This window comes from Ancylobacter sp. FA202 (assembly GCF_000380205.1).
Taxonomy (GTDB): Bacteria; Pseudomonadota; Alphaproteobacteria; order Rhizobiales; family Xanthobacteraceae; genus Ancylobacter.
On the sequence record NZ_KB904818.1, the window covers coordinates 5,009,540 to 5,032,401 of the forward strand.

Below are 22,862 nucleotides of genomic sequence, written 5' to 3' on the forward strand. Positions count from 1 at the left end.
TCGGCGCCCACCGCAACCGCCAGCCTCTTCCCTACGACACGTCGAAAACGGGCCGGCCCGCATGGCCCGTCCCGTTCAGACGTCCTTCACTCGATCGCGGGTTTACGCCCGGCCATTTTCGGAAATGGTGCAGGACGGCCACAACCGGAGGGCGAGACCGCCGGCGCGTTAGGGCCAAGCGCAGGCCGTCGAAACGCCGGCCGCGTCGACCCGCGCGCACCAGCCCTCCCAGCCGTCACTCCCAGCATCCGCAGCATCCCCAGCCCATCCGCCCTATCGGCGTGATCCCGGCTCGACCGTGCGCGAACAATCGGATACCGCGATACCCGGATTGCGCAGCGGGCATCCGGATTACGAAAAGGCCGCAGGCAAAATCTGCCGTGTGGTAAATCTGCAACCAGGAGCATACGGGATGGGCGGCAGGGCGACCGCCGCAGCGACGCGCAGAGGTGACATGGCACCTCGATCATCCGGCGCGGATTGCCCTATATTCCTCTTGTCAGCGGCCGTCCCTGCCCCGCGCGGCGGCGAGAGTCGCGGCGGGATACTCGCCGAATCGTTCCCGGTAGAGTCGGGAAAAGCTGCCCAGATTGGAAAAGCAGAAGGCGAGCGCGGCCGTGGTGACGTTATCCGTGTCGCCTCCAGCCAGCAGTAGCTCGCGCGCCGCATTCAGGCGTTCATTGCGGATCCACGTCACTGGCGAGCAGCCGAACCGCTTCTGGAAGGCGTATTGAAGATTGCGGGCGGACAGGCCGCTGATAGCTTCGAGGTCGGTCAGGGTGATGCGCCGGCCTAGATTGGCGATGACATAGTCGCAGGCGCGCTCGAGCCGCCTGTCCGCGAACGCCCGTGACGACCTGTCCTCGCCCTCGCCGAAAAGCCGGTCGCGCAACAGCATGCCGCAGATCGCGCGATAGACGATCTCGTCGACACCAAATCGCGCCGCCGCCTCTCCCGACAGAGTGCAGGCCTCCAACAAAGTACAGGCGCCCCGCAGCATCAGGTCAAAATTCACGCCTGCCGCGACCAGCGGCATGACGCTGGGCCCGCTCAGATCCACTCTCGCCTCATCGCGCCCCAGCATGGCGCCCGCCGTTTGCAGCAGCCGGCCCCGGTCCAGGCCGGCAACCAGGATGGAGCGATAGCCGCCCTCGCCGATCCGCTCGCCTTCGGGCGCCAGCAGCGCGTTGGTCCGCACATGACACTCGACCAATTTGCCGTTCACCGTCGAGCGGATGGCTCCTCCTTCCACCGGCATAAAGAAGGACAGTTCATTCGATTCGACGCGAGTGCGGATCGGCGAATGGGACAGGCTGCTGAGCTTCAATCCATTGATGGCGATGGAGGATTGCTGGGTGGCGAAGTTAGCCGCATCGCCGATCGCATCATATTCGGCGCTCCAGCCGAGCATGCGATGAACCTGCTCCTGCATCGACAGCAGCGATGTCGACTGCATTTTGGTCCGGTTGCCGAACGCCAGCGGGCGAAGCATCGCGGCGTTCTTCGGCATGTGCGGGCCTCCGGCATGTCCTAGGAAGCAGGGTGGCGAGTGGCGCCGACGCGGACGCCCTCTAAAACACAGTCACAGGGCACGGCCGGCCAAAGCGCCCGCACGGCCAGGGGACACATCAGACGCGCAATCGCGCACCAGCAGCGGAGGTACCGTGAACCGGCAGATCACGCCAGACACGGAACCCATCTCGTCACGCCGGCGTGCTCGGCAAAGAAAACGACAGCGCACCGCTTGAGGCGTGGTGCGATAGTGCCAAGAGTCTATCGCCAACGACAAGACCGGCGCAAGCAGGCCGCCGCTACTCTATCCGGTCAGCGGACCGGCTATCCGGCGCCGAGGTCAGGGCGCGGCCGGGCTCCACGCCCTGCTTATGGGCGGCTGAAGCGCCCTCCGGGCTTCGGCCCGGCGAACGCGGCAAGTGTGGGATCCCCGGGGCTCGCCCGGGGATGCGGATGGTACCGGTCACGACCGGGGGCGCGGCTGTCACGGCGCCTGCGGTCACGGCCAAGCCAGCGGGAAAGGCTGATGCCTCACCCGGCAGGTTGCCGTTCAGTCGATCTTGCCGAGCGCCATGAACTGCGTCTCGCCGGACGAGCCGTCGACACCGTCATTGTCGGTGACGATGAAGGCGTTGCCGGCGGCGTCGATGGCGAAGCTCTCGACCTTGTCGAGCACATAGCCATGGGTGGCCTTGAGCAGCGGCAGCAGGTCCTTCACCTCGCTCTTCACCAGCACCGGCGGAGCGGCCTCGCTGCCGAGCGGCGCCGGCTTCACATCCTTGAGCGAGACATAGGTGAGCTTCTTGATCGCGGCGTCCGCGCCGATGAGGTTGTCGCGCTCAAGAACGATCAGCCCATCCTTATAGGGCGTCAGCTCGGACAGCCCGACCCAGCCCTTGGCGGGCGTATCGAGCGGGTAGCGCACCGTGGCCCAGCTCTTGTCGGCCGGCGTGTAGGCGATGAGCTTGGCAAAACCCTTCGGGTCGTCCTTCCACTCGCGCTGCACGGCGATCCACACCGTCTCGTCGGCGCCAGAACCGCGGACGGCGACGCCCTCGAAGCCGAAGCGCCCGGCCTGCGCGGCCACCGCCTCGGGGAGCGCGATCTCTTCCGCGATCGCGCCGTCAGTGCCGACGCGCAGGAGAAGATTCTGCGTCGCCTTCTCCTTCTTCTCGGGATTGCCCTCGGAGACGACCCAGAAGCCGCCCTCGGGACGCACCGCGATGCCCTCAAGGTCGAGGCCCTTGGCCGGGGCGCCGTCCTTGGTCAGCACGGTGGCGGCGGTGATCTTCGCCGGCTTGGCGTTCGCGTCGACGGTGAGGATCCGCGCCTGCGCATAGGCGCTGTCGGTCACGGCGTAGAGCTTGCCCGCTTCCTTGGCGTCGGCCGCAAAGCCCGATAGCGCCGACCACCAGATCGGCAGCCCGTCGGGGCCGTCGGCGGAGACGATCGTGGGATAGGCAGGCGCGGCGCCGGGCTGGCGCTGGTAGAGCGTGACGACCGAGCCGATGCCGCCATCCTCGCGGCCGTCGGTCTCGGCGGCGGTGACGAACAGCTCGCGCTTGGGCAGGGCGACCAGCCCCTCCGGGCCGACGCCGCCGGGCAGCACCTGTAGGAATTCCGGCGCCGCGCCGGCGCCCTTGTCGCGATAGACGAAGACCAGCGAGCCGCGCTCGGAGGCGACGAAGATCAGGCGGTCATCGCCGAAGGTCGCGACTTCAGCGCCCTCCATCTCGATGCCCTTCTTGTTACGCTTATCCGGGTAGTGGCCGAGGCGCACCGCCATATGCTCGGGCGCCGCGCCGCTCTCGAACAGCAGCTTGCCAGTCTTGTCGAAGATGGAGAAGCCGCGCGAACCGCCCTTCCAGTCCCCCTCATTGGCGATGACGAAGCGGTCATCGTCGATCCACTGCACGGTGTCGGGCTCGCGGGCGACACCCTTGGCCGAGCCGGAGAGGTCGATCACGGCGTCCTTCTTGGTGTCGATCTTGTCGAGATCGACCGTGCCGGCGGAAAAATGCGAGAGAATCTTGCCGGTGGGCAGGTCCACCACCACGATGTGGTTGTTCTCCTGCAGCGTGACCACGACCTCGTTGCGGGAATTGATGTCGACATATTCCGGCTCCGGGTCCTCCGGGCCTACGCTGGCGAGGCCGGTGAGGTCGATCACCTTCTTCGAGGCGTCGACCACGCGGCCGTCCTTCACCTCGAAAGTGGTGAGGTTGCCGGCCGGGAGCTGCGGCAGCGCGCCCTCGTTCAGATCCTCGTCGCGCTCATTCTCGATGGCGATGGCGAGATAGCGGCCATCCGGGCTCTTGGTGATCGAATCGGGCTGGCCGCCAAGGTCGATCTTGTCCTCGACCTTGCGGGTGGCAAGGTCGACCACGGCGAGATGGCCCGAGGGCTTGGCCTTCGATTCCGACGTATTGACGCCGACATAGGCCTTGGCGCCGATCACGACAGTGGTGGTCGGCTCGCCGTCCAGCGCGACGACGCCGGCGGATTTCGGCGCTGCGGGATCGGTGATGTCGATGAAGCCGATGCGCTGGCCGGGGCTGTCGCTGTAGATCAGCGTGTTGCCATCCTCGGTGTAGGTGATGATCTCGGCGGCGGTCGACTTGGCCGGATCGGCCCCGGCAGGCAGGTTGTCGACGACATTGAAGGTGCCGATGCGGTTGAACACCGCGTCGGCCGCGAGGCTCGGCGACGACAGGGCGACAAGCGCGAGCACCGCTACGGAAGCACTGGCGAGAAACAGCGGGCGCATGGCGGGAATCTCCTCTCGGGAAGCGGGCCGGCAGCCCGCGCTGCTGCGGTTCAAGTCCCCGCCGATGACAGACGGATGACGACGCGCGGACCGGGACGGAAATTCCACCGTGGCCATGGCTCGGGGCGGGTCGCGCGGGGGGCCGCGAAGGCCCGCTGCGGCCTTAGAGAGCCACGCGCCGCGCCGAGCCGGGCCTCCACCGTTCGATCTTCGACTTTCGGATGGGGGAATTCGTCCTAAAAGCCTGAAATTAGGGCTTGCACTCGACCTTGCGGCATCGTCTCCTTGCTGCATCGGGACAAGGCGCTGAAGCGCCGCCCGGCGGGCTCGACCCGCAAGGAAACGCCATAGGAGGAACCGCCCATGACCGACACGTCAGGGAAGAGCACGGACGCGCGTCAGGATGTCCGTACCAGCCGCCGTCGCTTTATCGCCACCGCTGCCGCAGCGGCGGCCGCCGGCGCAACCGTTGCGGCCCCCGCCGTGCACGCGCAGGCCCCCATCAAGCTGAAATTCCAGTCGACCTGGCCGAACAAGGACATCTTCCACGAATTCGCCGGCGACTATGTGAAGCGCGTCAACGCCATGACCGGCGGGCGCGTCGAGCTGGAAATCCTGCCGGCCGGCTCGGTCGTACCCGCCTTCCAGATGCTCGACGCGGTCTCGTCAGGCATTCTCGACGGCGGCCACGGCGTCGCCGCCTACTGGTACGGCAAGAGCAAGGCGTTCTCGCTGTTCGGCACCGCCCCCGCCTTCGGCTGGGACGCGGACGAACTGCTCGGCTGGGTACGCTATGGCGGTGGCCAGCAGCTCTATGACGACCTGGTGCAGAACACGCTGAAGCTGAACGTTGTCGGCATGCTGACCGGGCCGATGCCCAGCCAGCCGCTCGGCTGGTTCAAGAAGGAAATCACCAGCGCCGACGACATGAAGGGCATGAAGTACCGCACCGTCGGCCTCGGCGCGGACCTGTTCAAGGAATTCGGCGCAGCGGTGACGATCGTACCGGGCGGCGAAATCGTGCCGGCGATCGATCGCGGCCTGCTCGACGGCGCCGAGTTCAACAACCCGTCTTCCGACCTCATCCTCGGCTTCCCCGACGTAGCCAAGGTCTACATGCTCGGCAGCTACCACCAGGCGCTCGAATGCTTCGAGATCCTGTTCAACAAGACCAAGTTCGACAGCCTGCCGTCCGACGTGCAGGAAATCCTCAAGGGCGCGTCCGACGCCACCTCCTCCACCATGATGTGGAAGGCGCAGGACCGCTATTCCAAGGACCTCGCCGCCATCAAGGCGCGCGGCGTGAAGGTGCTGCCGACGCCGAAGGCGGTGCTGGAAGCCCAGCTCAACGCCTGGGACGTGGTGATCGCCAACCTGTCGGCCGACCCGGTGTTCAAGAAGGTGGTGGACAGCCAGAAGGAATGGGCCAAGCGCATCGTCGGCTTCCGCCTCGAATATGAGCCGGATTCGAAGTTCGCCTACGACCACTTCTTCAAGCCGGCCTGACCTGCCAGCGCGTGCGCCCCTCTCCGGCGACGGAGAGGGGCTTTTGGTTTCGGTAGAGCCTTGGCACTCCCGCAGCGGACCGTGACGGCGTCGTGCGGCGATGCCGCTGTGCGGGCGTGACGGACGGCGCGCCATCCCTCGTCGTACCCGAACGAGCGTTGCCCGAGCTTGCTCTCCCAAACCTCGCCGTGCCCGAACTTACCTTGCCCACACTCGCCTTGCCCGAAGAGGCCCCTCCCCATGCAATCCATCCTTCTCGGCGTTGACCGGCTGAACGGCCTCATCGGCAAGATTTTCGCCTGGTGCATCGTCATTCTCATGGCGGCCATCTGTTACGAGGTGTTCTGCCGCTATGTGCTGCGCGACCCCACCACCTGGGCCTATGACGTCAGCCTGATGCTCTATGGCGCGCTTTTCATGATGGCGGGCGCCTACACGCTCTCGCGCAATGGCCATGTGCGGGCCGACTTCCTGTACCGGAAGTGGCAGCCCCGTACCCAGGCCAAGACGGACCTGGTCCTGTACTTCCTGTTCTATTTCCCCGGCATCCTGGCGCTGATCTATTCCGGCTGGGGCTATTTCCACCTCTCCTACCTGCTGAACGAGCACTCCTCCTTCAGCCCGGACGGACCGGTGATCTGGCCCTTCAAGGCGCTGATCCCCATCACCGGCGTGATGATGCTGCTGCAGGGCATGGTGGAGGTGGTGCGCTGCTGGATCTGCCTGCGCGAGGGAGACTGGCCGCAACGCCTGCATGACGTTGAGGAACTGGAGAAGGTCATTCTCGACGAAGCCGCCGCCAAGGCCGCCGAGGAAGAGGCCCGGCTCAACGCCATCGAGCGCGAATCCACCACGCGGGGGTCCCTGTGATGTTTCTTTCCGATCCCGCGCTCGGCATTCTGATGCTGGTCGTCTTCCTGATCCTGCTGATGCTCGGCTTTCCCATCGCCTTCACCCTGATGGCGCTGGGCGTGGCCTTCGGCTACCTCTCGATCGGCGACGGCATTTTCCAGCTCTTCGTCCAGCGCACCTATTCGGTGATGGCGAACGACGTGCTGATCTCGATCCCGCTGTTCCTGTTCATGGGCTATGTGATCGAACGCGCCAATATTCTTGACCGGCTGTTCCGCTCCATCCAGCTGGCGGCCGGCTGGATTCCCGGTTCGCTGGCGGTGGCCACCCTCATCACCTGCGCGCTGTTCGCCACCGCCACCGGCATTGTCGGCGCCGTGGTGACGCTGATGGGGCTGCTGGCCTTCCCGGCCATGCTGCGGGCGGGCTACGATACCAAGATCTCCGCCGGCGTCGTCTGTGCCGGCGGCTGTCTCGGCATCCTCATCCCGCCCAGCGTCATGCTCATCCTCTATGGCGCCACCGCCGGCGTCTCGGTGGTGAAGCTCTATGCCGCGGCGTTCTTCCCCGGCATCGCGCTGGCCGGCATGTACATGGCCTATGTGATCATCCGTGCGATGATCAACCCCTCGCTGGCGCCGAAGCTGCCGGCGTCGGAACGAAACGTCCCCGTGCTCACCGTCATCTGGGCACTGGCCACCTCGTTCTTCCCGCTGGTGCTGCTCATCGTCTCGGTGCTCGGCTGCATCATCCTCGGCCTGGCGACGCCGTCGGAAGCCGCGGCCATCGGCGCGGCGGGCGCCATCCTGCTGGCGCTGGCCTACCGCACCTTCAGCATCGAGAAGCTGAAGGACTCGGTGTTCCTCACCGCCCGCGCCTCGGCGATGGTGTGCTGGCTGTTCGTCGGCTCGGCGGTGTTCTCCGCCGTGTTCGCGCTGCTGGGCGGCCAGCGGGTGGTGGAAGAGTTCATCATGGGGCTGGACATCGGCCCGATCGGCTTCCTGATCCTCACCCAGGTCATCATCTTCGTGCTGGGCTGGCCGCTGGAATGGACGGAGATCATCGTGATCTTCCTGCCCATCTTCCTGCCGTTGCTCGACCATTTCGGCATCGACCCGATCTTCTTCGGCGTGCTGGTGGCGTTGAACCTGCAGACCTCGTTCCTCTCCCCGCCGGTCGCCATGGCGCCCTTCTATTTGAAAGGCGTGGCACCCAAGCATGTGACGATCGAGGAAATCTTCTCCGGCGTCATGCCGTTCATCTTCATCGTCATCTTCGCGATGATCCTGCTTTACACCTTCCCCGGCTTCGCGCTCTGGCTGCCGAACTATCTCTATGGCGGCTGAGTTCCGCGCCACGCAAAGCGGAAACGGGCCCCGATGGGGCCCGTTTTCATATGCGGCGGCGAGGACGCCTCAGGCCGAGAGCGCCTTGGGGTCGCCGGGCGCGGTCTTCCAGCCGAGCGCGGGGAAGCGCACCACCCGCCGGCCGCGGAAGTCCGCCTCGCAGACCAGGTGCCCACGCTCTTCCATATAGGTGAGCAGCCAGCGCCCGCGCGAGGGCGAGCGGCTGCCATAGGCCTTCGCCAGCGCCTCGTCGGCGGGGGATGGCGCGCCCTCCATGCCGGCGCGCGCCAGCAGCAGGAACACGCCCTGCATCTCCTCCGGCAGCCCGGTCGCCTGCTCCACCGCCCGCGCCCACCCCTCGTCGCCGGGGCGGGAATCGAGCCCGGCGCGGGCAATGGCCAGCCGACGGGTGAAGGCGGCGAGATCAGGCACTTTCGAGCCAACCCGCCGCACCCGGCAATGCACGAGGAAATCCGGGTAGAGCGCGGCAGCGGAGCGGAACGGCGCCTCGGGGTCGGTGACGAACTGGCGCACGATCTCCTCGACCAGCGCCTCGCGCTCGGCATCGAACGCCGCCGCCACTTCGGGGTCCACCGGCACCGGCTCGGGCGCCGGCGCCTCCTCCAGCGTCTCCAGAATGGCGTCGGTGGCGCGCGGCTCGCCGCGCGGCGGCGGCGCGGGCAGCGGCTCGGTGCCGAGATCGTCGAAGATGAGGTCCTGCAGTTCCGCCATCGGCATCTCCGGCGGCGGCAGCAGCGAGGGCCGCCCGTTGCGGCTGGCGGTCTCGACATGGCCGATCTTCACCGGCAGCGGGCGGCGCGACAGCGCCGGGCCGAGCGCGACGAAGGAGCCGGTGTTGAGGTCGCGAAAACTCTCCGCCTGCCGCTTGTCCATGCCGAGCAGATCGGCGGCGCGGGCCATGTCGATGTCGAGAAAGGTGCGGCCCATCAGGAAATTGGAGGCTTCCGCCGCGACATTCTTGGCCAGCTTGGCGAGGCGCTGGGTGGCGATGACGCCGGCCAGCCCGCGCTTGCGGCCACGGCACATCAGATTGGTCATCGCCGAGAGCGAGATGCGCCGCGCCTCATCGGAAATCTCGCCGCCGCCCGAGGGGGCGAAGAGCTGCGCCTCGTCGACCACGACCAGCATCGGAAACCAGTATTCGCGGTCCGCGTCGAACAGGCCGTTGAGGAAGGCGGCGGCGGAGCGCATCTGCGCGTCGGCGTCCAGCCCTTCGAGGTTGAACACAACCGAGGCCCGGTGCTTGCGGATGCGGGCGGCGATGCGCTGGATTTCGCCGGCGGTGCGCTCGGCGTCGATCACCACATGGCCGAAGCGTTCGGCGAGGCCGACGAAATCCCCCTCGGGGTCGATGATCGCCTGCTGCACATGGCCGGCGCTCTGTTCGAGCAGGCGCCGCAGCAGATGCGACTTTCCGGAGCCGGAATTGCCCTGCACCAGCAGGCGGGTGGACAGGAGCTCTTCCAGGTCGAGCCGAACCGGCTGTCCGGCGTTGCTGCTTCCGAGCTCGATACCGATCTTCATCTGCGATGACGCATCCCTGAACCGGCCCCTCCGCTGCGGCAGCGGGCCGAATGGTTCGATTGTCCCGCCCCAGACCGGACGATCCGACCGGGAGGGCAGCCTGGCCGCCCCCGCCCGGCCTGCCTTTAGCACGCGGCAGGGGCCTGCGCCGACAGCCGCCACGAACTCCACAGATTCGGCCCGGCTCGACAAGTCCCGTGTGTAGGGTCATCCTTGCCAGATGTCGCGCCCGCCTTTCTTCACCATCGGCTATGAACAGGTCTCCTCCGCCGCCGTGCTCGACACGTTGAGCGGAGCGGGCGTCGATCTTCTGGTCGATGTGCGTGCCGTCGCCGCCTCGCGCCGCGCCGGCTTTTCCAAGAGCCACCTCGCCGCCGGCGTGAGCGAGCGCGGCATCGGCTATCTGCATCTGCGCGGCCTCGGCACGCCGGCGGAGGGCCGGCAGGCGGCACGCAGCGGCCATTACGACCAGCTGCGGCGCATCTATGACGCCCATCTCGCCACCCCCACCGCGCAGGAACAGCTCGACGAACTGACCGCGCTGGTGAAGGCGGGACGGCGGGTCTGCGTGCTGTGCTTCGAGCGCCATCCCGAGCATTGCCATCGGCAGATGGTGGCTGATCTCGTTTGCGAGCGGGTGGGCGTCGCGGTCGAACATCTGATGGCATCGCCGGTCTAGATACGCCGCCCTGCGACAAAATGCGGCATGCCAGCGCGTGCATCCCAATCCACGCTCTTCCTCCGGTTGATTGAGGGGGCCGGGAGAGGGTGCTCGGATGAGGGGTACTTCCTGACCATATGCAACCGTGAGCGCGGCGATGTTCTCTTCGCCGGCGCGAACTCTCGCGCCTCTCCTCGCGGCGTTGTCTGCCGCGTGCCCAGCGTCCAGCGCGGCAGCCGAGGAGAGCGCGGAGGCCTTGCTGCGCCGGCGGCTCTATTTCTATACCGGCGTCGATATCGCCCGCGACAATGGCTATGGCTGGGGCGGCATGGCGTGGGCGCCCTTCGCACCTATGGACCAGGAAGGCCTGCGGGTGCGAACCCAGACCGGCGGCGGGCGCTACGAGTACCGCACGCAGGCGGTGCCGGGCGGCTGGAACACCGGCAACAAGACCGATGGCGAGGTGCTGCTGGGCTGGCAGTTCCTGCGCGGCGCCCATGCCATCGCCCTCTATGGCGGGGTGAATGTGGTTGACAACCGGCTCGACGCCCCCGACCCCGGCAATCCCGACCAGGGCACGCAGTTCGGCGCCAAAATCGTCGCCGAATGGTTCTACCGGTTTGACGAACGCTGGACGCTGACCGCCGCCCTAAGCGCCTCGACGGCGGACGGCACGGTGAACGGCCGCGCCAGCGCCGGCTGGCAGGCCGTCAGCTGGCTTGCGGTCGGGGTGGAGACCGGCGCCACCACGGACTGGCTGGACCAGAGCGCCCGCCTCGGGCTGTTCCTCACCTGCCCACTGGCGGGGCAGGAATTGCGCGCCGCCGCCGGCTGGCGCTGGAGCAGCGATAGTGACGCAAGCCCCTATGGCACGCTCTCGCTGTTCATGCCGTTCTGATCCTCGCGCCGCGCCGGCTCAGGCGTCTTCCGCCTTCATCGCCTCCAGCGCGGCGTCGGCGTCGATCGTCGACGCGGCCGCGATCTCGTGAATCTCCAGCGCCTCCAGATCCTCGTGCGTGTCGATGTCGAGAAAGGCGCTCTCGCCCTCCACCGGCACCTCGACCACGAAATCGGCGTTCTGGGCGAGGATCTGCCGGGCGCCGACATCGCCGGCCAGTGTCTTCAGCGCGGGGAAGAGAGCCCGCGCCAGCGCCACCGGGTTGCCCTGCCGCCCCTCGGCCACCGGCACCGCCGCCAGCCTTCCGCGCGCGGGATCGAGCGCATCGGCGAGGCAGTCGACCAGGGACGGCTCGACCATGGGCATGTCGCCCAGCATCACCACCACCCGCTCCACCTCCTTCGGCAGCGCGGCGACGCCGGCCTTGAGCGAGGTGGAAAGCCCCTGCGCGAAATCCTGATTGTGCGCGAAGGTGACATCGAGCCCGGCCAGCGCCGCCCGCACCGCGTCCGCCTCATGCCCCGTCACCACGATAACGGGGCGCGCCCGCGCGGCGAGGGCCGTCTCCACCACCCGGCGCACCAGCGGCACCCCGCCGAGCGGCAGCGTCAGCTTGTGCGCCTGCGGCAGGCGCGTGCCCTGCCCGGCCGCCAGCACCAGCGCGGCCGGCGGGCGGGCCGGGCGGCGGCGCAGTTCGCCGACGATCTGGGCGAGAATGGACACGGCGATCTCCGCCGGATTGGCGGCACCGATATCGAGGCCGATGGGCGCGCGGATGCGCTCCAGCGCCGCGCGCGGCACGCCGCGTTCCGCCAGCCGCGCGACCCGGCCGGCATGGGATTTGCGCGAGCCGAGCGCGCCGACATAGAAGCAGCCGGCGCTGAGCGCCGCCTCAAGCGCCGGGTCGTCGATCTTCGGGTCATGCGCCAGCACCGCCACCGCCGTGAAGGGGTCAAGCCCAAGGTCGGCCAGCGCCTCCTGTGGCCACTGCGCGCGCACCTCGACGGCGGGAAAGCGCTCCTCGGTAGCGAAGGCGGTGCGCGGATCGACGATGATGACCTCGAAGCCGACGGCCTTGGCCATCGGCGCCAGCGCCTGCGAGATATGCACCGCCCCGGTGATGACAAGGCGCGGCGACGGCAGATGCACGGTGAGGAACAGCCGCGCCCCCTCCACCTCCACCCGTCCGCTGCGCCCGCTGCGCAGCGCCTCGGCGAGAGGCTCCGCCAGCGGATCGCCCGCCACCTCGCCGGCACGCACCAGCCGCTGCCCGCCGCCGTCGAGATCGGTGACGAGGACAATGGGGCGGCGCGCGGCGCGCTCGGTGTTCAGCGCATTGAGCAGCGACAGATCCATCAGGAAACCTTCTCGACATAGACCGCGATGCGCCCGCCGCAGGACAGGCCGACCTGCCAGGCGGTTTCATTGGCGACGCCGAATTCCAGCAGCCGGGGGCTGCCATCGGCGATCACCTCGGCGGCTTCCGCCACTACCGCGCCTTCGACGCAGCCGCCGGACACCGAGCCGAGGAAATTGCCGTCCTCGTCGATGGCGAGGTGGCTGCCGACCGGGCGGGGCGCCGAGCCCCAGGTCTCCACCACCGTTGCCAGCGCCACGCCCCTTCCCTCCTGCCGCCAGCTTGCCGCCGCCTGCAGCACATCTTCCTCGCGCGTGAGCATCGGCTCCTCCTTCACGTTCGACGATTTGCCCCACTATAGCGCGGCAACGCGGCGGCGCCTTGCCGGCGGGCGCGGAAACGATCACAAGACCGCGCATGAACGCCCCTGCCCGCTCCCCCCTCGCCCCGTCCGCCGCCACTCCGCTGCCCGCGCGGACGCTGCGCCGCGTCAGTGAACTGGCGGAGGCCGGGCTGGTCGCAGCCGATCCGGCGCTGGAGGCGGTCGCCGCCCGCTATGCCGTAGCGGTGACGCCGGTGCTGGCCGGCCTGATCGACCCCGCTGACGCCGCCGACCCGATCGCCCGCCAGTTCGTCCCGGATGCGCGCGAGCTGGAGACGCGGCCGGAAGAGCGCGAGGACCCGATCGGCGACGCGGCGCACAGCCCGGTGCCCGGCATCGTCCACCGCTATCCCGACCGGGTGCTGCTGAAGCTGGTCGGCGTCTGCGCCGTCTATTGCCGCTTCTGCTTCCGCCGCGAGATGGTCGGGCCGGGGGCCGAGAGCAACCTCTCCGACGAGGCGCTGGAGACCGCCCTCGCCTATATCTCCGCCCGACCCGAGATCTGGGAAGTCGTGCTGACCGGCGGCGACCCGTTCGTCGCCTCGCCGCGTCGCCTCGCCGGGTTGATGGCCCGGCTTGCCGCCATCCCGCATGTGAAGGTGGTGCGCTTTCACACCCGCGTGCCCATCGCCGCGCCCGAGCGCGTCACCGGCGCGCTGGTGGCGGCGCTGCGCGCGCCCGGCGTGACCACCTATGTCGCCGTCCACGCCAACCACGCCCGCGAACTCGGCGCCGAGGCGCGCGCGGCGCTGGCCCGGCTGGCCGAAGCCGGCATCGCGCTGGTCGGGCAGAGCGTGCTGCTCGCCGGGGTCAATGACGACGCCGGAACGCTCGCGGCGCTGTTCCGCGCGCTGGTGGAATGCCGGGTGAAGCCCTATTACCTCCACCATCCCGACCTCGCCCCCGGCACCGCGCATTTCCGCCTGACCATCCAGCGCGGGCAGGAACTGATGGCCGCACTGCGCGGGCGCGTCTCCGGCCTCGCGCTGCCGACCTACGTGCTCGACATCCCCGGCGGCCACGGCAAGGTGCCGGTGGGGCCGTCTTATCTGGAGCCGGCGCCCGAGGGCTGGCACGTCACCGATTATTGCGGCGGCGTACATGCTTATGGAGAAGGCGTGTGAGCCGGCCCGCCTCCGTCGATGTGGTGGTGATCGGCGCCGGCGCGGCCGGGCTGATGTGCGCCATCGAGGCCGGCAGACGCGGGCGCCGCGTCGTGGTGCTCGACCATGCCCGCGCGCCGGGCGAGAAGATCCGCATTTCCGGCGGCGGCCGCTGCAACTTCACCAATCGCGACGCCGCCCCGCGCCATTATCTCTCGGCCAATCCGGGTTTCGCCATCTCGGCGCTGAAACGCTACACCGCGCAGGATTTCATCGCCCGCATGGACCGGCGCGGCATCGCCTGGCACGAGAAGACGCTCGGCCAGCTGTTCTGCGACGGCTCGGCCCGGCAGGTGGTGGAAATGCTGACCGATGAGCTGCGCGAGGCCGGCGGCGAGCTGCGCCTGTCCACCGCCATTACCGGCATCGAGCGCAGCGCCGATGGCTTCACCGTGGCGACCGCCAACGGCACCTTGGCCTGCGCGTCGCTGGTGATCGCCTCGGGCGGCAAGTCGATCCCGAAAATGGGGGCTACCGGCTTCGGCTATGAGGTGGCCGAGCGCTTCGGGCTGGCGCTGCAACCCACCCGCCCCGGTCTGGTGCCGCTTACGCTCGACCCGGCGCAGCTGGAGCGGCTCGCCCCGCTCGCCGGGGTGGCGGTGGAGGGACGGGTGAGCCATGGCAAAACCCGGTTCGAGGAAGGGCTGCTGTTCACCCATCGCGGCCTGTCGGGGCCGGCGATCCTGCAAATCTCCTCCTATTGGCGCGAAGGCGACGAGATCGCGCTCGCGCTTGCGCCCGGCGCGGACGTGTTCGCCCAGCTGCGCGAGGCGCGGGCCGCAAATGGCCGGCAGTCGCCCGTCACCGCGCTGGCGAACCTGCTGCCCAAGCGCCTCGCCCAGCTCATCACTGATCGCGAGGCCGGCGCGGTCAATCTCGCCGACCTCTCGGACAAGGCGCTGCGGCGGATCGACGAGGCGGTGAATGGCTGGCGGCTGAAGCCGACCGGCTCGGAAGGCTACCGCACCGCCGAGGTGACGCTGGGCGGCGTCGACACGGCCGGCCTCGATTCGCGCACGCTGGCGGCGCGCGAGGTGCCGGGGCTCTATTTCGTCGGCGAAGTGGTGGATGTCACCGGCTGGCTCGGCGGCTATAATTTCCAGTGGGCCTGGTCGTCCGGCTGGGTCGCCGGGCAGTTTGCCTGAGCCGAGGCTCAGACCGACAGGAAGCCCCGCCCGAGATAGGCGAGCTTGGCCTTGTCGGGGCCGAGCGTCACCGCCTCGACCCGGCCGACCAGCACGTCATGGGTGGCGATGGTGCGGATCTCCACCATGCGGCACTGGAAAACCGCGATCGCCCCGTTCAGGCAGGGCAGGCCCAGCGCGCCCTCATGCCAGTGACCGACGCCGAATCGCTTCTCCCCCTCCAGTCCTCCCCGCCCGCCGAAGCTCTCGGCCACGCTTTGCTGCTCGGCGCCCAGCATGTTGACCGCGAACCGGCCGGACTGGCGGAAGGCGGGGGCGGAGCGGATGCGGCGGTTGAGGCAAACCAGCAGCGTCGGCGGGCTGTCCGACACCGAGGCGACGGCGGTGGCGGTGAAGCCCGCGCGCCCGTCCGGCCCGCTGGTGGTGATCACATGCACCGCGGCCACCAGCCGGCTCATCGCCTCGCGATAGAGCCCGGCCTCGACCGCGTGGCCTGCCTCATGCTGTGCCGCATCATGTGCCTTGGGCTGGTCCACGCTGGCGTGCCTCCTGCGGCCTCGCGCGGAGCGAAGGATCCACTCCACGCGGCTTCGCTGTGCATAACCTTTGCGGCGCGCATTTGGAAACCGCGCGGCGCGCGTGAACGTAGATGACGCTGTGAAGACAAAAATGACCGCTCACGCCACAGTGCAGACGCAGCGCCACCACATTAACCGCTTGAGTTGCAAAGGAATTCATGAAATAGGTATTTAAATACCCTCGTATCATGCTTTTCGATCGATTGCATTTCGTCTTTCGATCGAATTGTATCGGAACGTGGCGCAGGCTAAGAGTCAGAGGCGCACACCGTACGGGCACGGTTACAAACTGTGCAAAAGCCCGACGGTAGCGCCTTGCGCAAATGCGGCTGAGGGGAGCCGGCACAATCATGGAAATCTTTGTTCAGCAGCTCATCAATGGGCTGACGCTCGGCTCGATCTACGGGCTGATCGCTATCGGCTATACCATGGTGTTCGGCATCATCGGCATGGTCAACTTCGCCCATGGCGACGTCTTCATGGTCTCGGCCTTTATCGCGCTGATCTGCTTCCTGCTGGTCACGACGGTGATGGGGATCACCTCCATCTTCCTGGCGCTGGCCATCGTGCTTGTCGTGGCGATGGTGTTCACCTCGCTGCTGAACTGGGCGATCGAGCGGGTGGCCTACCGGCCGCTGCGTGGCTCGTTCCGGCTGGCGCCGATGATCTCCGCCATCGGCATGTCGATCTTCCTCGCCAACTTCGTCCAGGTGACGCAGGGCCCGCGCAACAAGCCGATCCCGCCCATGATCACCGACGTCATCGTGCTGATGGACAACGGCTCCTACCAGGTCACGCTGGCCTGGAAGCAGGTGATCATCATGGTGATCACCGCCGCGCTGCTCGGCGGCTTCTGGTACCTGGTGCAGAAGACCTCGCTCGGCCGCGCCCAGCGCGCCTGCGAACAGGACCGCAAGATGGCGGCGCTGCTCGGCATCAATGTCGACCACACCATCTCGCTGACCTTCGTCATCGGCGCCGCTCTCGCCGCCGTCGCCGGCACGCTGTACCTGATGTATTACGGGGTGGCGAACTTCGCCGACGGCTTCGTGCCCGGCGTGAAGGCCTTCACCGCGGCCGTGCTCGGCGGCATCGGCTCGCTCCCCGGCGCCGTGCTCGGCGGGCTGCTGATCGGCCTGATCGAGACCTTCTGGTCGGCCTATTTCTCCATCGAATACAAGGATGTGGCGGCGTTCTCCATCCTCGCCATCACGCTGATCTTCATGCCGCAGGGCCTTCTGGGCCGGCCTGAGGTCGAGAAGGTCTGAGGTCGCGCATCATGGCTGTCCAGACCGCCGAAACCGCCCCGCCCGCGGCCGCCAACCCCGTGCTGGGCCCCGCCTTCAAGGACGCGCTGATCGTCGGCCTGATCGCGCTGGGCCTGTTCGGCCCGCTCATCGGGTTCGAGACCGTCATCATCGACGGCGCGCTGGGGCTGGCCTACCGGCCCTCGCTGCTGGCCATCATGGTCGGCATCATCTTCTTCGGCCGGCTGCTGCTGAACCTCACTTTGTGGTCGCCGAACCGCAAGCCCTCCACCCACACCGGCCCGACCCTGTTCGACCGGGCCGGCACGGTGATGGGCCCCGGCGTCAAGCCGGCGCTGCTGGCCTTCGCCGTACTCTTCCCGGCCATCGCCATCTTCTCGCTCGGCGGGCTGAACGAGAGCCGCTATCTCATCGATCTCGGCATTCTCATCCTCACCTATGTGATGCTGGGCTGGGGGCTGAACATCGTCGTCGGCCTCGCCGGCCTGCTCGATCTCGGCTATGTCGCCTTCTACGCGGTGGGCGCCTACACCTATGCCCTGCTCGCGACCTCGGCGCCGATCAACGACTTCTTCGCCGGCCTGTTCGGCGCCACCTTCTGGGCCAATTGGGCGTTTTGGATCTGTTTGCCGATGGCCGGCATCTTCGCCGGCGTCTGGGGCATGATCCTCGGCTTCCCGGTGCTGCGCCTGCGCGGCGACTACCTCGCCATCGTCACCCTGGCCTTCGGCGAGATCATCCGCCTGGTGCTGATCAACTGGGTGGACTTCACCAATGGCGGGGCGGGCATCGCCTCCATCCCGCGCGCCACCTTCTTCGGCATTCCCTTCAATGCCGGGCCGGATGGTTTCGCCGCGCTGTTCGGGCTGCCCTTCAGCCCGATGCACCGCATCATCTTCCTCTACTTCGTCATCCTGGCGCTGGCGCTCTTGACCGCCTTCGTCACCGTGCGCCTGCGCCGGCTTCCCGTCGGCCGCGCCTGGGAAGCGCTGCGCGAGGACGAGATCGCCTGCCGCTCGCTCGGCATCAACACCACCACCACGAAGCTCTCCGCCTTCGCCACCGGCGCCATGTTCGGCGGCTTCGCCGGCTGCTTCTTCGCCGTACGCGCCGGCTTCGTCAGCCCGGAGAGCTTCACCTTCGACGTCTCGGCGATGATTCTGGCCATCGTCGTGCTCGGCGGCATGGGCTCGCAGATCGGCGTCGCGGTGGCGGCGGCTGTCATGATGGGCGGCATGGAGATGCTGCGCAATCTGGGCTTCCTGAAGCAGGTCTTCGGCAATGATTTCGACCCCAGCCTCTACCGCATGCTGATCTTCGGCTTCGCCATGGTCGCCATCATGGTGTGGAAGCCGCGCGGCCTCGTCTCCACCCGCGACCCGACGATCTTCCTCAAGGAGCGCAAGGCGGTATCCGGCGATCTCGTGAAGGAGGGCCACGGCTGATGGCAACCTCTCCTGCAAACGGCCTCCCGCGCTGGGACGCCGACCCCATCCTCATCGTCGAACACCTGTTCATGCGCTTCGGCGGCCTGATCGCGGTGAACGACCTCAGCTTCAAGGTCGGGCGCGGCGACATCACCGCCCTGATCGGCCCCAATGGCGCCGGCAAGACCACGGTGTTCAACTGCATCACCGGCTTCTACAAGCCGAGCGAGGGCCGCCTCATCCTGGCGCATGGCCGCGCGCCGACGCCCGGCGAGATCGCCGAGGTGACGCGCATCGGCGAGCGCTCGCTGGTCGGGCGCAACGCCGGCGTGTTCCTGCTGGAGCGGATGCCCGACTACCGGGTTTCCGGCGAGGCGAAGGTGGCCCGCACCTTCCAGAACATCCGGCTGTTCACCGGCATGACCGTGCTGGAAAACCTCATGGTCGCCCAGCACAATGCGCTGATGGCCGCCTCGGGCTATTCGCTCAAGGGGCTGTTCGGGCTGCCGGGCTGGACGAAGGCGCAGAAAGCTGCGACCGCGAAGGCGGAATACTGGCTCGACAAGGTCGGCCTCACCGACCGCGCCGACGACCCGGCCGGCGACCTGCCCTATGGCGCCCAGCGCCGGCTGGAAATCGCCCGCGCCATGTGCTCGGAGCCGATCCTGCTCTGCCTCGACGAGCCCGCCGCCGGCCTCAACCCGCGCGAAAGCCTCGAACTCAACACCCTGCTGCGCGCCATCCGCGCCGAGCACGGCACCTCGATCCTGCTGATCGAGCACGACATGAGCGTGGTGATGGAAATCTCCGACCATGTGGTCGTGCTCGACTACGGCACCAAGATCTCCGACGGCACGCCGCAGGCGGTGAAGAACGACCCGCGCGTCATCGCCGCCTACCTCGGCGTCGACGAGGACGCGGTGGAGGAGGTCGAGGCCGAACTCCAGCTGGACACCAACCCGACGGGAGCGGGCGCATGAGCGACACCCTCACCGCCACCACGCCCGCCCTCTCCACGCCGGCCCGCACCGACGCGCCGATGCTGCAGGTGCGCGGGGTCAAGACCTTCTACGGCAACATCATGGCCCTGCGCGGCGTCGATGTGGACGTCTACAAGGGCGAGATCGTCACCCTGATCGGCTCCAACGGTGCCGGCAAGTCGACGCTGATGATGACCATTTTCGGCCAGCCGCGCCCGCGCGAGGGCTCGATCCTGTTCGAGGGGCGCGACATCACCCAAGTGCCGACCCACGAGATCGCCCATCTCAAGATCGCCCAGTCGCCGGAGGGGCGGCGCATCTTCCCGCGCATGAGCGTGTTCGAGAACCTGCAGATGGGCGCGGCGGTGGATGGCTTCGCCCATTTCGACGCCGATCTCGAAAAGGTCTTCGTGCTGTTCCCGCGCCTGAAGGAGCGGATCAACCAGCGCGGCGGCACGCTTTCGGGCGGCGAGCAGCAGATGCTGGCGATCGGCCGGGCGCTGATGAGCCGGCCGCGCCTGCTGATGCTGGACGAGCCCTCGCTCGGCCTCGCCCCGCTGGTGGTGCGCCAGATCTTCGACGCCATCCGCGAGCTCAACCGCACCGAAGGGCTCACCGTGTTCCTGGTCGAGCAGAACGCCTTCCACGCGCTAAAGCTCGCCCATCGCGGCTATGTTCTCGTCAACGGCGCCATCACCCTCTCCGGCGAGGGCCGCGAATTGCTGGAGCGCCCGGAAGTGCGCGCCGCCTATCTCGAAGGAGGGGCGCACTGATGGCTCCCGTTTCCGGCACCCTCGTCTCCAAGGGCAGTTCGGCAAGCCTCGCCGTCGCCCTGCCGCTGCTGGTGGTGGCCCTCGTCCTGCTCTCGGCCGTGTTCATGCCCGAGCTGGTGGTCGAGGTGTCGCGCGCTGACTTCGTGCTCGTCACCCTGTTTCTGGGCGGCGGCGCGGCGTGGTTGACCGGCCGCTCCATCGCCACCACCTGGCGGCCCTACCGGCAGGCGGTGCTCTACGCGCTGCTGCTGGGCTGCGTGGTGCGCTTCTTCCATTTCGCGCTGTTCGAGGGCACGCTGCTCTCGCTGCACTATTTCCTCACCGATACGGCCTTCCTGGTCGCCATCGCCACCCTCGGCTTCCGTGCCGAGCGGGCCCGGCAGATGGCCACCCGTTATGGCTGGATCTATCGCCAGTCCGGGCTCTTCGGCTGGCTTGAAGGCAATACCGGAAACCAATCCGGAGAGCCCCGATAGGCGCCTTCACCATGTTTCGCTTGCTCGTCGACAAGAGCACCGAAAAGGGCATGATATCGGCCCGGGGCGATCGCCGCCGAGCCGTAAAGGCCGTGCTTTCCACCCTTCCAGAACCAGGAGAGACGTTCATGAAGAAGCTTCTGATTGCCGGCCTGGCGCTCGGCGCCATGGCGGCGCTGGCCGCTCCGGCGTCCGCTCAGATCAAGGTCGGCGTGGGCGGTCCCATGACCGGCGCGAACGCCACCTTCGGCGCCCAGCTGAAGAACGGTGCCGAACAGTGGGCCGCCGACGTCAACGCCAAGGGCGGCATCCTCGGCGAGAAGGTCGAGCTGATCATCGGCGACGACGCCTCCAAGCCCGAGCAGGGCGTGTCGGTGGCCAACAAGTTCATCTCTGACGGCGTCAAGGTCGTCCTCGGCCACTTCAACTCCGGCGTGTCGATCCCGGCCTCCGAGCAGTATGCCGAAGCCGGCATCCTCCAGCTCACCCCGGCCTCGACCAACCCGACCTTCACCGAGCGCGGCCTGACCACCGTGTTCCGCGTCTGCGGCCGTGACGACCAGCAGGGCGCCGTCGCCGGCGACTACATCGCCAAGAACCTGAAGGGCAAGAAGGTCGGCATCGTTCACGACAAGACCCCCTACGGAAAGGGCCTTGCCGACGAGACCCAGAAGTCCATGAATGCCGCCGGCATCAAGGAAGTGGTCTATGAAGGTATCAACCCGGGCGAGAAGGACTATTCCGCGCTCGTGTCGAAGCTGAAGGCCGCCAATGTCGACGTGCTCTATTACGGCGGCCTGCACACCGAAGCCGGCCTGCTCGTGCGCCAGATGCGCGACCAGGGCATGACCACCGTCCTGTTCTCGGGCGACGGCATCACCGACAAGGAGTTCTGGACCATCGCCGGTCCGGGCGCCGCCGGCACCCTGATGACCTTCGGTCCCGACCCGCGCAACAGCCCGGCCGCCGCCGCGGTCGTCGCCGAGTTCAAGAAGAAGGGCATCGATCCGGAAGGCTACGTGCTCTACACCTACGCCGCCGGCCAGGTGTTCCAGCAGGCGGCCGAGGCGACCAAGTCGCTCGATAACGCCAAGCTGGCCGAGTACATTCACTCGGGCAAGACCTTCAAGACCGTTCTTGGCGACCTGATCTTCGACAAGAAGGGCGACCGCACCACCCTCGACTACGTGCTGTACGTCTGGAAGGACGGCGGCTACTCGCAGATGTGAGCCGCACCGCCGCGCCCCCGTGGCGCGGCGCCGGTTTCCACCGCGCCTGATATGAAGAAACCCGCCGGAGCGATCCGGCGGGTTTTTCATTGTCCAAGGCTCGGAAAGTCGGGTGCCACATCAGCCGAAGGCGGAGAGCGCCGGGAAGGTCTCCAGCAGCCAGAAGCTCGCCTGCGCCATCCAGCCGGAGAGAAAGCCGATGCCGGTCAGCACCAGCAGCGCGCCCATCACCTTCTCGATGATCGGCAAATAGCGCTTGGCATGGCCGAGCACCCCCAGCGCCGGGCGCGCCATCGCCGCCACCGCGAGGAAGGGCACGCCGAGCCCGGCCGAATACACCGCCAGTAGTCCCGCGCCATGGGTCAGCGTCTGCTCGCTCGCCGCCACGGCGAGGATCGCCGCCAGCACCGGCCCGATGCAGGGCGTCCAGCCGAAGGCGAAGGCGAGGCCCATCACATAGGCGCCGAGGAAGGTGGTCGGCGCGTCGACATGCACCCGCTTGGTCCGGGTCAGCCAGCTAAAGCGCAGAATGCCGAGAAAATGCAGGCCCATCAGCAGGATGGCGACACCTGCCACCATGGCGAGTTCCTGCGAGTAAAGACGCAGATACGCCCCCGCCACCGAGGCCCCCGCCCCCAGCGCCACGAACACCGTGGAGAATCCGGCGACAAACAGCGCCGCCGCGCCCAGCGTGCGCCGGGCGGCGGCATCGGTCGGCGCCTTGTGGGTGATCTGGTCGAGGCTGGTGCCGGCGAGATAGCACAGATAGGGCGGCACCAGCGGCAGCACGCAGGGGGAGGCGAAGCTGGCGATGCCGGCCAGGAAGGCGGCCGGAAGAGTGACGTCAGCCATGAAATGAGCAACCCTAGCCTTGTCCGAGGGCTTCCCCTTGCACGCCCTTGTCGGCTTATGCAATGCGGCCGGTTAACCCTCCCCGTGATGTGATGCCCTCCAGGCAGGCTGTTTCCCAAGCTGTTTCCCAAGCTGTTTCCCAAGC

Annotated in this window: 20 protein-coding genes and 1 pseudogene; 13 read left to right on the plus strand and 8 right to left on the minus strand. The window is 67.8% G+C overall.

The window, feature by feature from the left end:
• Positions 1 to 499: 499 nt before the first annotated feature.
• Complete coding sequence (locus A3M1_RS0123285; RefSeq protein ID WP_018391399.1) at positions 500 to 1,510, minus strand: AraC family transcriptional regulator; 1,011 nt, start codon at positions 1,508 to 1,510, stop codon at positions 500 to 502.
• A gap of 552 nt (positions 1,511 to 2,062) precedes the next feature.
• Entirely contained in the window at positions 2,063 to 4,279 is a 2,217-nt protein-coding gene (locus A3M1_RS0123290) for an esterase-like activity of phytase family protein (protein ID WP_018391400.1), read from the minus strand.
• Between the two features lie 363 nt (positions 4,280 to 4,642).
• Between A3M1_RS0123290 and A3M1_RS0123295 the strand changes: the two genes are divergently transcribed.
• From A3M1_RS0123295 to A3M1_RS0123305, 3 genes are all read left to right on the plus strand, one after another.
• The gene (locus tag A3M1_RS0123295; RefSeq protein ID WP_018391401.1) at positions 4,643 to 5,785 is read left to right on the plus strand and encodes a TRAP transporter substrate-binding protein; all 1,143 of its coding nucleotides are present in this window, start codon (positions 4,643 to 4,645) and stop codon (positions 5,783 to 5,785) included.
• A gap of 240 nt (positions 5,786 to 6,025) precedes the next feature.
• Positions 6,026 to 6,655 carry a TRAP transporter small permease subunit gene (locus A3M1_RS0123300; RefSeq protein WP_018391402.1) on the plus strand — a complete coding sequence of 210 codons (630 nt, stop codon included), beginning with the start codon at positions 6,026 to 6,028 and terminating at the stop codon, positions 6,653 to 6,655.
• Positions 6,655 to 7,983 carry a TRAP transporter large permease subunit gene (locus tag A3M1_RS0123305; RefSeq protein ID WP_018391403.1) on the plus strand — a complete coding sequence of 443 codons (1,329 nt, stop codon included), beginning with the start codon at positions 6,655 to 6,657 and terminating at the stop codon, positions 7,981 to 7,983. Before A3M1_RS0123300 ends, A3M1_RS0123305 begins: the two co-directional genes overlap by 1 nt.
• A 69-nt stretch (positions 7,984 to 8,052) precedes the next feature.
• Here A3M1_RS0123305 and A3M1_RS0123310 read toward each other — a convergent pair whose 3' ends face one another.
• Positions 8,053 to 9,528 carry an ATP-binding protein gene (locus A3M1_RS0123310; protein WP_018391404.1) on the minus strand — a complete coding sequence of 492 codons (1,476 nt, stop codon included), beginning with the start codon at positions 9,526 to 9,528 and terminating at the stop codon, positions 8,053 to 8,055.
• A gap of 220 nt (positions 9,529 to 9,748) precedes the next feature.
• Here A3M1_RS0123310 and A3M1_RS0123315 point away from each other — a divergent pair, with 220 nt between their 5' ends.
• Both A3M1_RS0123315 and bcsS read left to right on the plus strand, forming a co-directional pair.
• A complete protein-coding gene (locus A3M1_RS0123315; protein WP_018391405.1) occupies positions 9,749 to 10,207 on the plus strand; it encodes a DUF488 family protein in 459 nt (152 codons plus the stop codon).
• 238 nt (positions 10,208 to 10,445) lie between these two features.
• The gene (gene bcsS, locus A3M1_RS0123320) at positions 10,446 to 11,087 is read left to right on the plus strand and encodes a cellulose biosynthesis protein BcsS (RefSeq protein ID WP_018391406.1); all 642 of its coding nucleotides are present in this window, start codon (positions 10,446 to 10,448) and stop codon (positions 11,085 to 11,087) included.
• An 18-nt stretch (positions 11,088 to 11,105) separates the two neighbouring features.
• On the opposite strand, the gene A3M1_RS27005 is transcribed toward bcsS, so the two are convergent.
• The 3 genes and pseudogenes from A3M1_RS27005 to A3M1_RS0123330 form a co-directional block, all read right to left on the minus strand.
• Positions 11,106 to 11,744, minus strand: a complete 639-nt coding sequence (locus A3M1_RS27005; protein ID WP_245261914.1) for an NTP transferase domain-containing protein — start codon at positions 11,742 to 11,744, stop codon at positions 11,106 to 11,108.
• Positions 11,745 to 11,771: 27 nt separating this feature from the next.
• A pseudogene (locus A3M1_RS27010) lies at positions 11,772 to 12,443 on the minus strand (XdhC family protein); the annotation flags it as partial.
• Positions 12,443 to 12,766 (minus strand): XdhC family protein, encoded by a 324-nt coding sequence (locus A3M1_RS0123330; RefSeq protein WP_018391408.1) that lies wholly within the window; start codon positions 12,764 to 12,766, stop codon positions 12,443 to 12,445. The gene A3M1_RS0123330 and the pseudogene A3M1_RS27010, both read right to left, overlap by 1 nt.
• Before the next feature lie 95 nt (positions 12,767 to 12,861).
• Between A3M1_RS0123330 and A3M1_RS0123335 the strand changes: the two genes are divergently transcribed.
• Together A3M1_RS0123335 and A3M1_RS0123340 are read left to right on the plus strand one after the other, a co-directional pair.
• The gene (locus A3M1_RS0123335; RefSeq protein ID WP_018391409.1) at positions 12,862 to 13,950 is read left to right on the plus strand and encodes a lysine-2,3-aminomutase-like protein; all 1,089 of its coding nucleotides are present in this window, start codon (positions 12,862 to 12,864) and stop codon (positions 13,948 to 13,950) included.
• Complete coding sequence (locus tag A3M1_RS0123340) at positions 13,947 to 15,134, plus strand: NAD(P)/FAD-dependent oxidoreductase (RefSeq protein WP_018391410.1); 1,188 nt, start codon at positions 13,947 to 13,949, stop codon at positions 15,132 to 15,134. The genes A3M1_RS0123335 and A3M1_RS0123340 overlap by 4 nt, the downstream gene beginning before the upstream one ends.
• 8 nt (positions 15,135 to 15,142) lie before the next feature.
• On the opposite strand, the gene A3M1_RS0123345 is transcribed toward A3M1_RS0123340, so the two are convergent.
• Positions 15,143 to 15,670 carry a flavin reductase gene (locus A3M1_RS0123345; protein WP_018391411.1) on the minus strand — a complete coding sequence of 176 codons (528 nt, stop codon included), beginning with the start codon at positions 15,668 to 15,670 and terminating at the stop codon, positions 15,143 to 15,145.
• Positions 15,671 to 16,062: 392 nt separating this feature from the next.
• Between A3M1_RS0123345 and A3M1_RS0123350 the strand changes: the two genes are divergently transcribed.
• From A3M1_RS0123350 to A3M1_RS0123375, 6 genes are all read left to right on the plus strand, one after another.
• Positions 16,063 to 16,980 carry a branched-chain amino acid ABC transporter permease gene (locus A3M1_RS0123350; protein ID WP_018391412.1) on the plus strand — a complete coding sequence of 306 codons (918 nt, stop codon included), beginning with the start codon at positions 16,063 to 16,065 and terminating at the stop codon, positions 16,978 to 16,980.
• Between the two features lie 11 nt (positions 16,981 to 16,991).
• Positions 16,992 to 18,425, plus strand: coding sequence for a high-affinity branched-chain amino acid ABC transporter permease LivM (gene livM / locus A3M1_RS0123355; RefSeq protein WP_018391413.1), 1,434 nt, complete (start codon positions 16,992 to 16,994; stop codon positions 18,423 to 18,425).
• Positions 18,425 to 19,387 (plus strand): ABC transporter ATP-binding protein, encoded by a 963-nt coding sequence (locus A3M1_RS0123360; protein ID WP_018391414.1) that lies wholly within the window; start codon positions 18,425 to 18,427, stop codon positions 19,385 to 19,387. The genes livM and A3M1_RS0123360 overlap by 1 nt, the downstream gene beginning before the upstream one ends.
• Complete coding sequence (locus A3M1_RS0123365; RefSeq protein ID WP_018391415.1) at positions 19,384 to 20,160, plus strand: ABC transporter ATP-binding protein; 777 nt, start codon at positions 19,384 to 19,386, stop codon at positions 20,158 to 20,160. Before A3M1_RS0123360 ends, A3M1_RS0123365 begins: the two co-directional genes overlap by 4 nt.
• 104 nt (positions 20,161 to 20,264) lie before the next feature.
• Positions 20,265 to 20,636 (plus strand): DUF6867 family protein, encoded by a 372-nt coding sequence (locus A3M1_RS25285; protein WP_051087053.1) that lies wholly within the window; start codon positions 20,265 to 20,267, stop codon positions 20,634 to 20,636.
• Positions 20,637 to 20,764: 128 nt separating this feature from the next.
• Positions 20,765 to 21,865 (plus strand): branched-chain amino acid ABC transporter substrate-binding protein, encoded by a 1,101-nt coding sequence (locus A3M1_RS0123375; RefSeq protein ID WP_018391417.1) that lies wholly within the window; start codon positions 20,765 to 20,767, stop codon positions 21,863 to 21,865.
• 120 nt (positions 21,866 to 21,985) lie between these two features.
• Here A3M1_RS0123375 and A3M1_RS0123380 read toward each other — a convergent pair whose 3' ends face one another.
• Positions 21,986 to 22,717 (minus strand): cytochrome c biogenesis CcdA family protein, encoded by a 732-nt coding sequence (locus A3M1_RS0123380; RefSeq protein ID WP_018391418.1) that lies wholly within the window; start codon positions 22,715 to 22,717, stop codon positions 21,986 to 21,988.
• Between the last annotated feature and the right edge of the window lie 145 nt (positions 22,718 to 22,862).

Coding starts and splice junctions, on each gene's coding strand:
- A3M1_RS0123285 (WP_018391399.1), bottom strand. CDS start 1,510: ATGCCGAAGAACGCCGCGATGCTTCGCCCGCTGGCGTTCGGCAACCGG.
- A3M1_RS0123290 (WP_018391400.1), bottom strand. CDS start 4,279: ATGCGCCCGCTGTTTCTCGCCAGTGCTTCCGTAGCGGTGCTCGCGCTT.
- A3M1_RS0123295 (WP_018391401.1), top strand. CDS start 4,643: ATGACCGACACGTCAGGGAAGAGCACGGACGCGCGTCAGGATGTCCGT.
- A3M1_RS0123300 (WP_018391402.1), top strand. CDS start 6,026: ATGCAATCCATCCTTCTCGGCGTTGACCGGCTGAACGGCCTCATCGGC.
- A3M1_RS0123305 (WP_018391403.1), top strand. CDS start 6,655: ATGTTTCTTTCCGATCCCGCGCTCGGCATTCTGATGCTGGTCGTCTTC.
- A3M1_RS0123310 (WP_018391404.1), bottom strand. CDS start 9,528: ATGAAGATCGGTATCGAGCTCGGAAGCAGCAACGCCGGACAGCCGGTT.
- A3M1_RS0123315 (WP_018391405.1), top strand. CDS start 9,749: ATGTCGCGCCCGCCTTTCTTCACCATCGGCTATGAACAGGTCTCCTCC.
- A3M1_RS0123330 (WP_018391408.1), bottom strand. CDS start 12,766: ATGCTCACGCGCGAGGAAGATGTGCTGCAGGCGGCGGCAAGCTGGCGG.
- A3M1_RS0123335 (WP_018391409.1), top strand. CDS start 12,862: ATGAACGCCCCTGCCCGCTCCCCCCTCGCCCCGTCCGCCGCCACTCCG.
- A3M1_RS0123350 (WP_018391412.1), top strand. CDS start 16,063: ATGGAAATCTTTGTTCAGCAGCTCATCAATGGGCTGACGCTCGGCTCG.
- livM (WP_018391413.1), top strand. CDS start 16,992: ATGGCTGTCCAGACCGCCGAAACCGCCCCGCCCGCGGCCGCCAACCCC.
- A3M1_RS0123360 (WP_018391414.1), top strand. CDS start 18,425: ATGGCAACCTCTCCTGCAAACGGCCTCCCGCGCTGGGACGCCGACCCC.
- A3M1_RS0123365 (WP_018391415.1), top strand. CDS start 19,384: ATGAGCGACACCCTCACCGCCACCACGCCCGCCCTCTCCACGCCGGCC.
- A3M1_RS25285 (WP_051087053.1), top strand. CDS start 20,265: ATGCCCGAGCTGGTGGTCGAGGTGTCGCGCGCTGACTTCGTGCTCGTC.
- A3M1_RS0123375 (WP_018391417.1), top strand. CDS start 20,765: ATGAAGAAGCTTCTGATTGCCGGCCTGGCGCTCGGCGCCATGGCGGCG.
- A3M1_RS0123380 (WP_018391418.1), bottom strand. CDS start 22,717: ATGGCTGACGTCACTCTTCCGGCCGCCTTCCTGGCCGGCATCGCCAGC.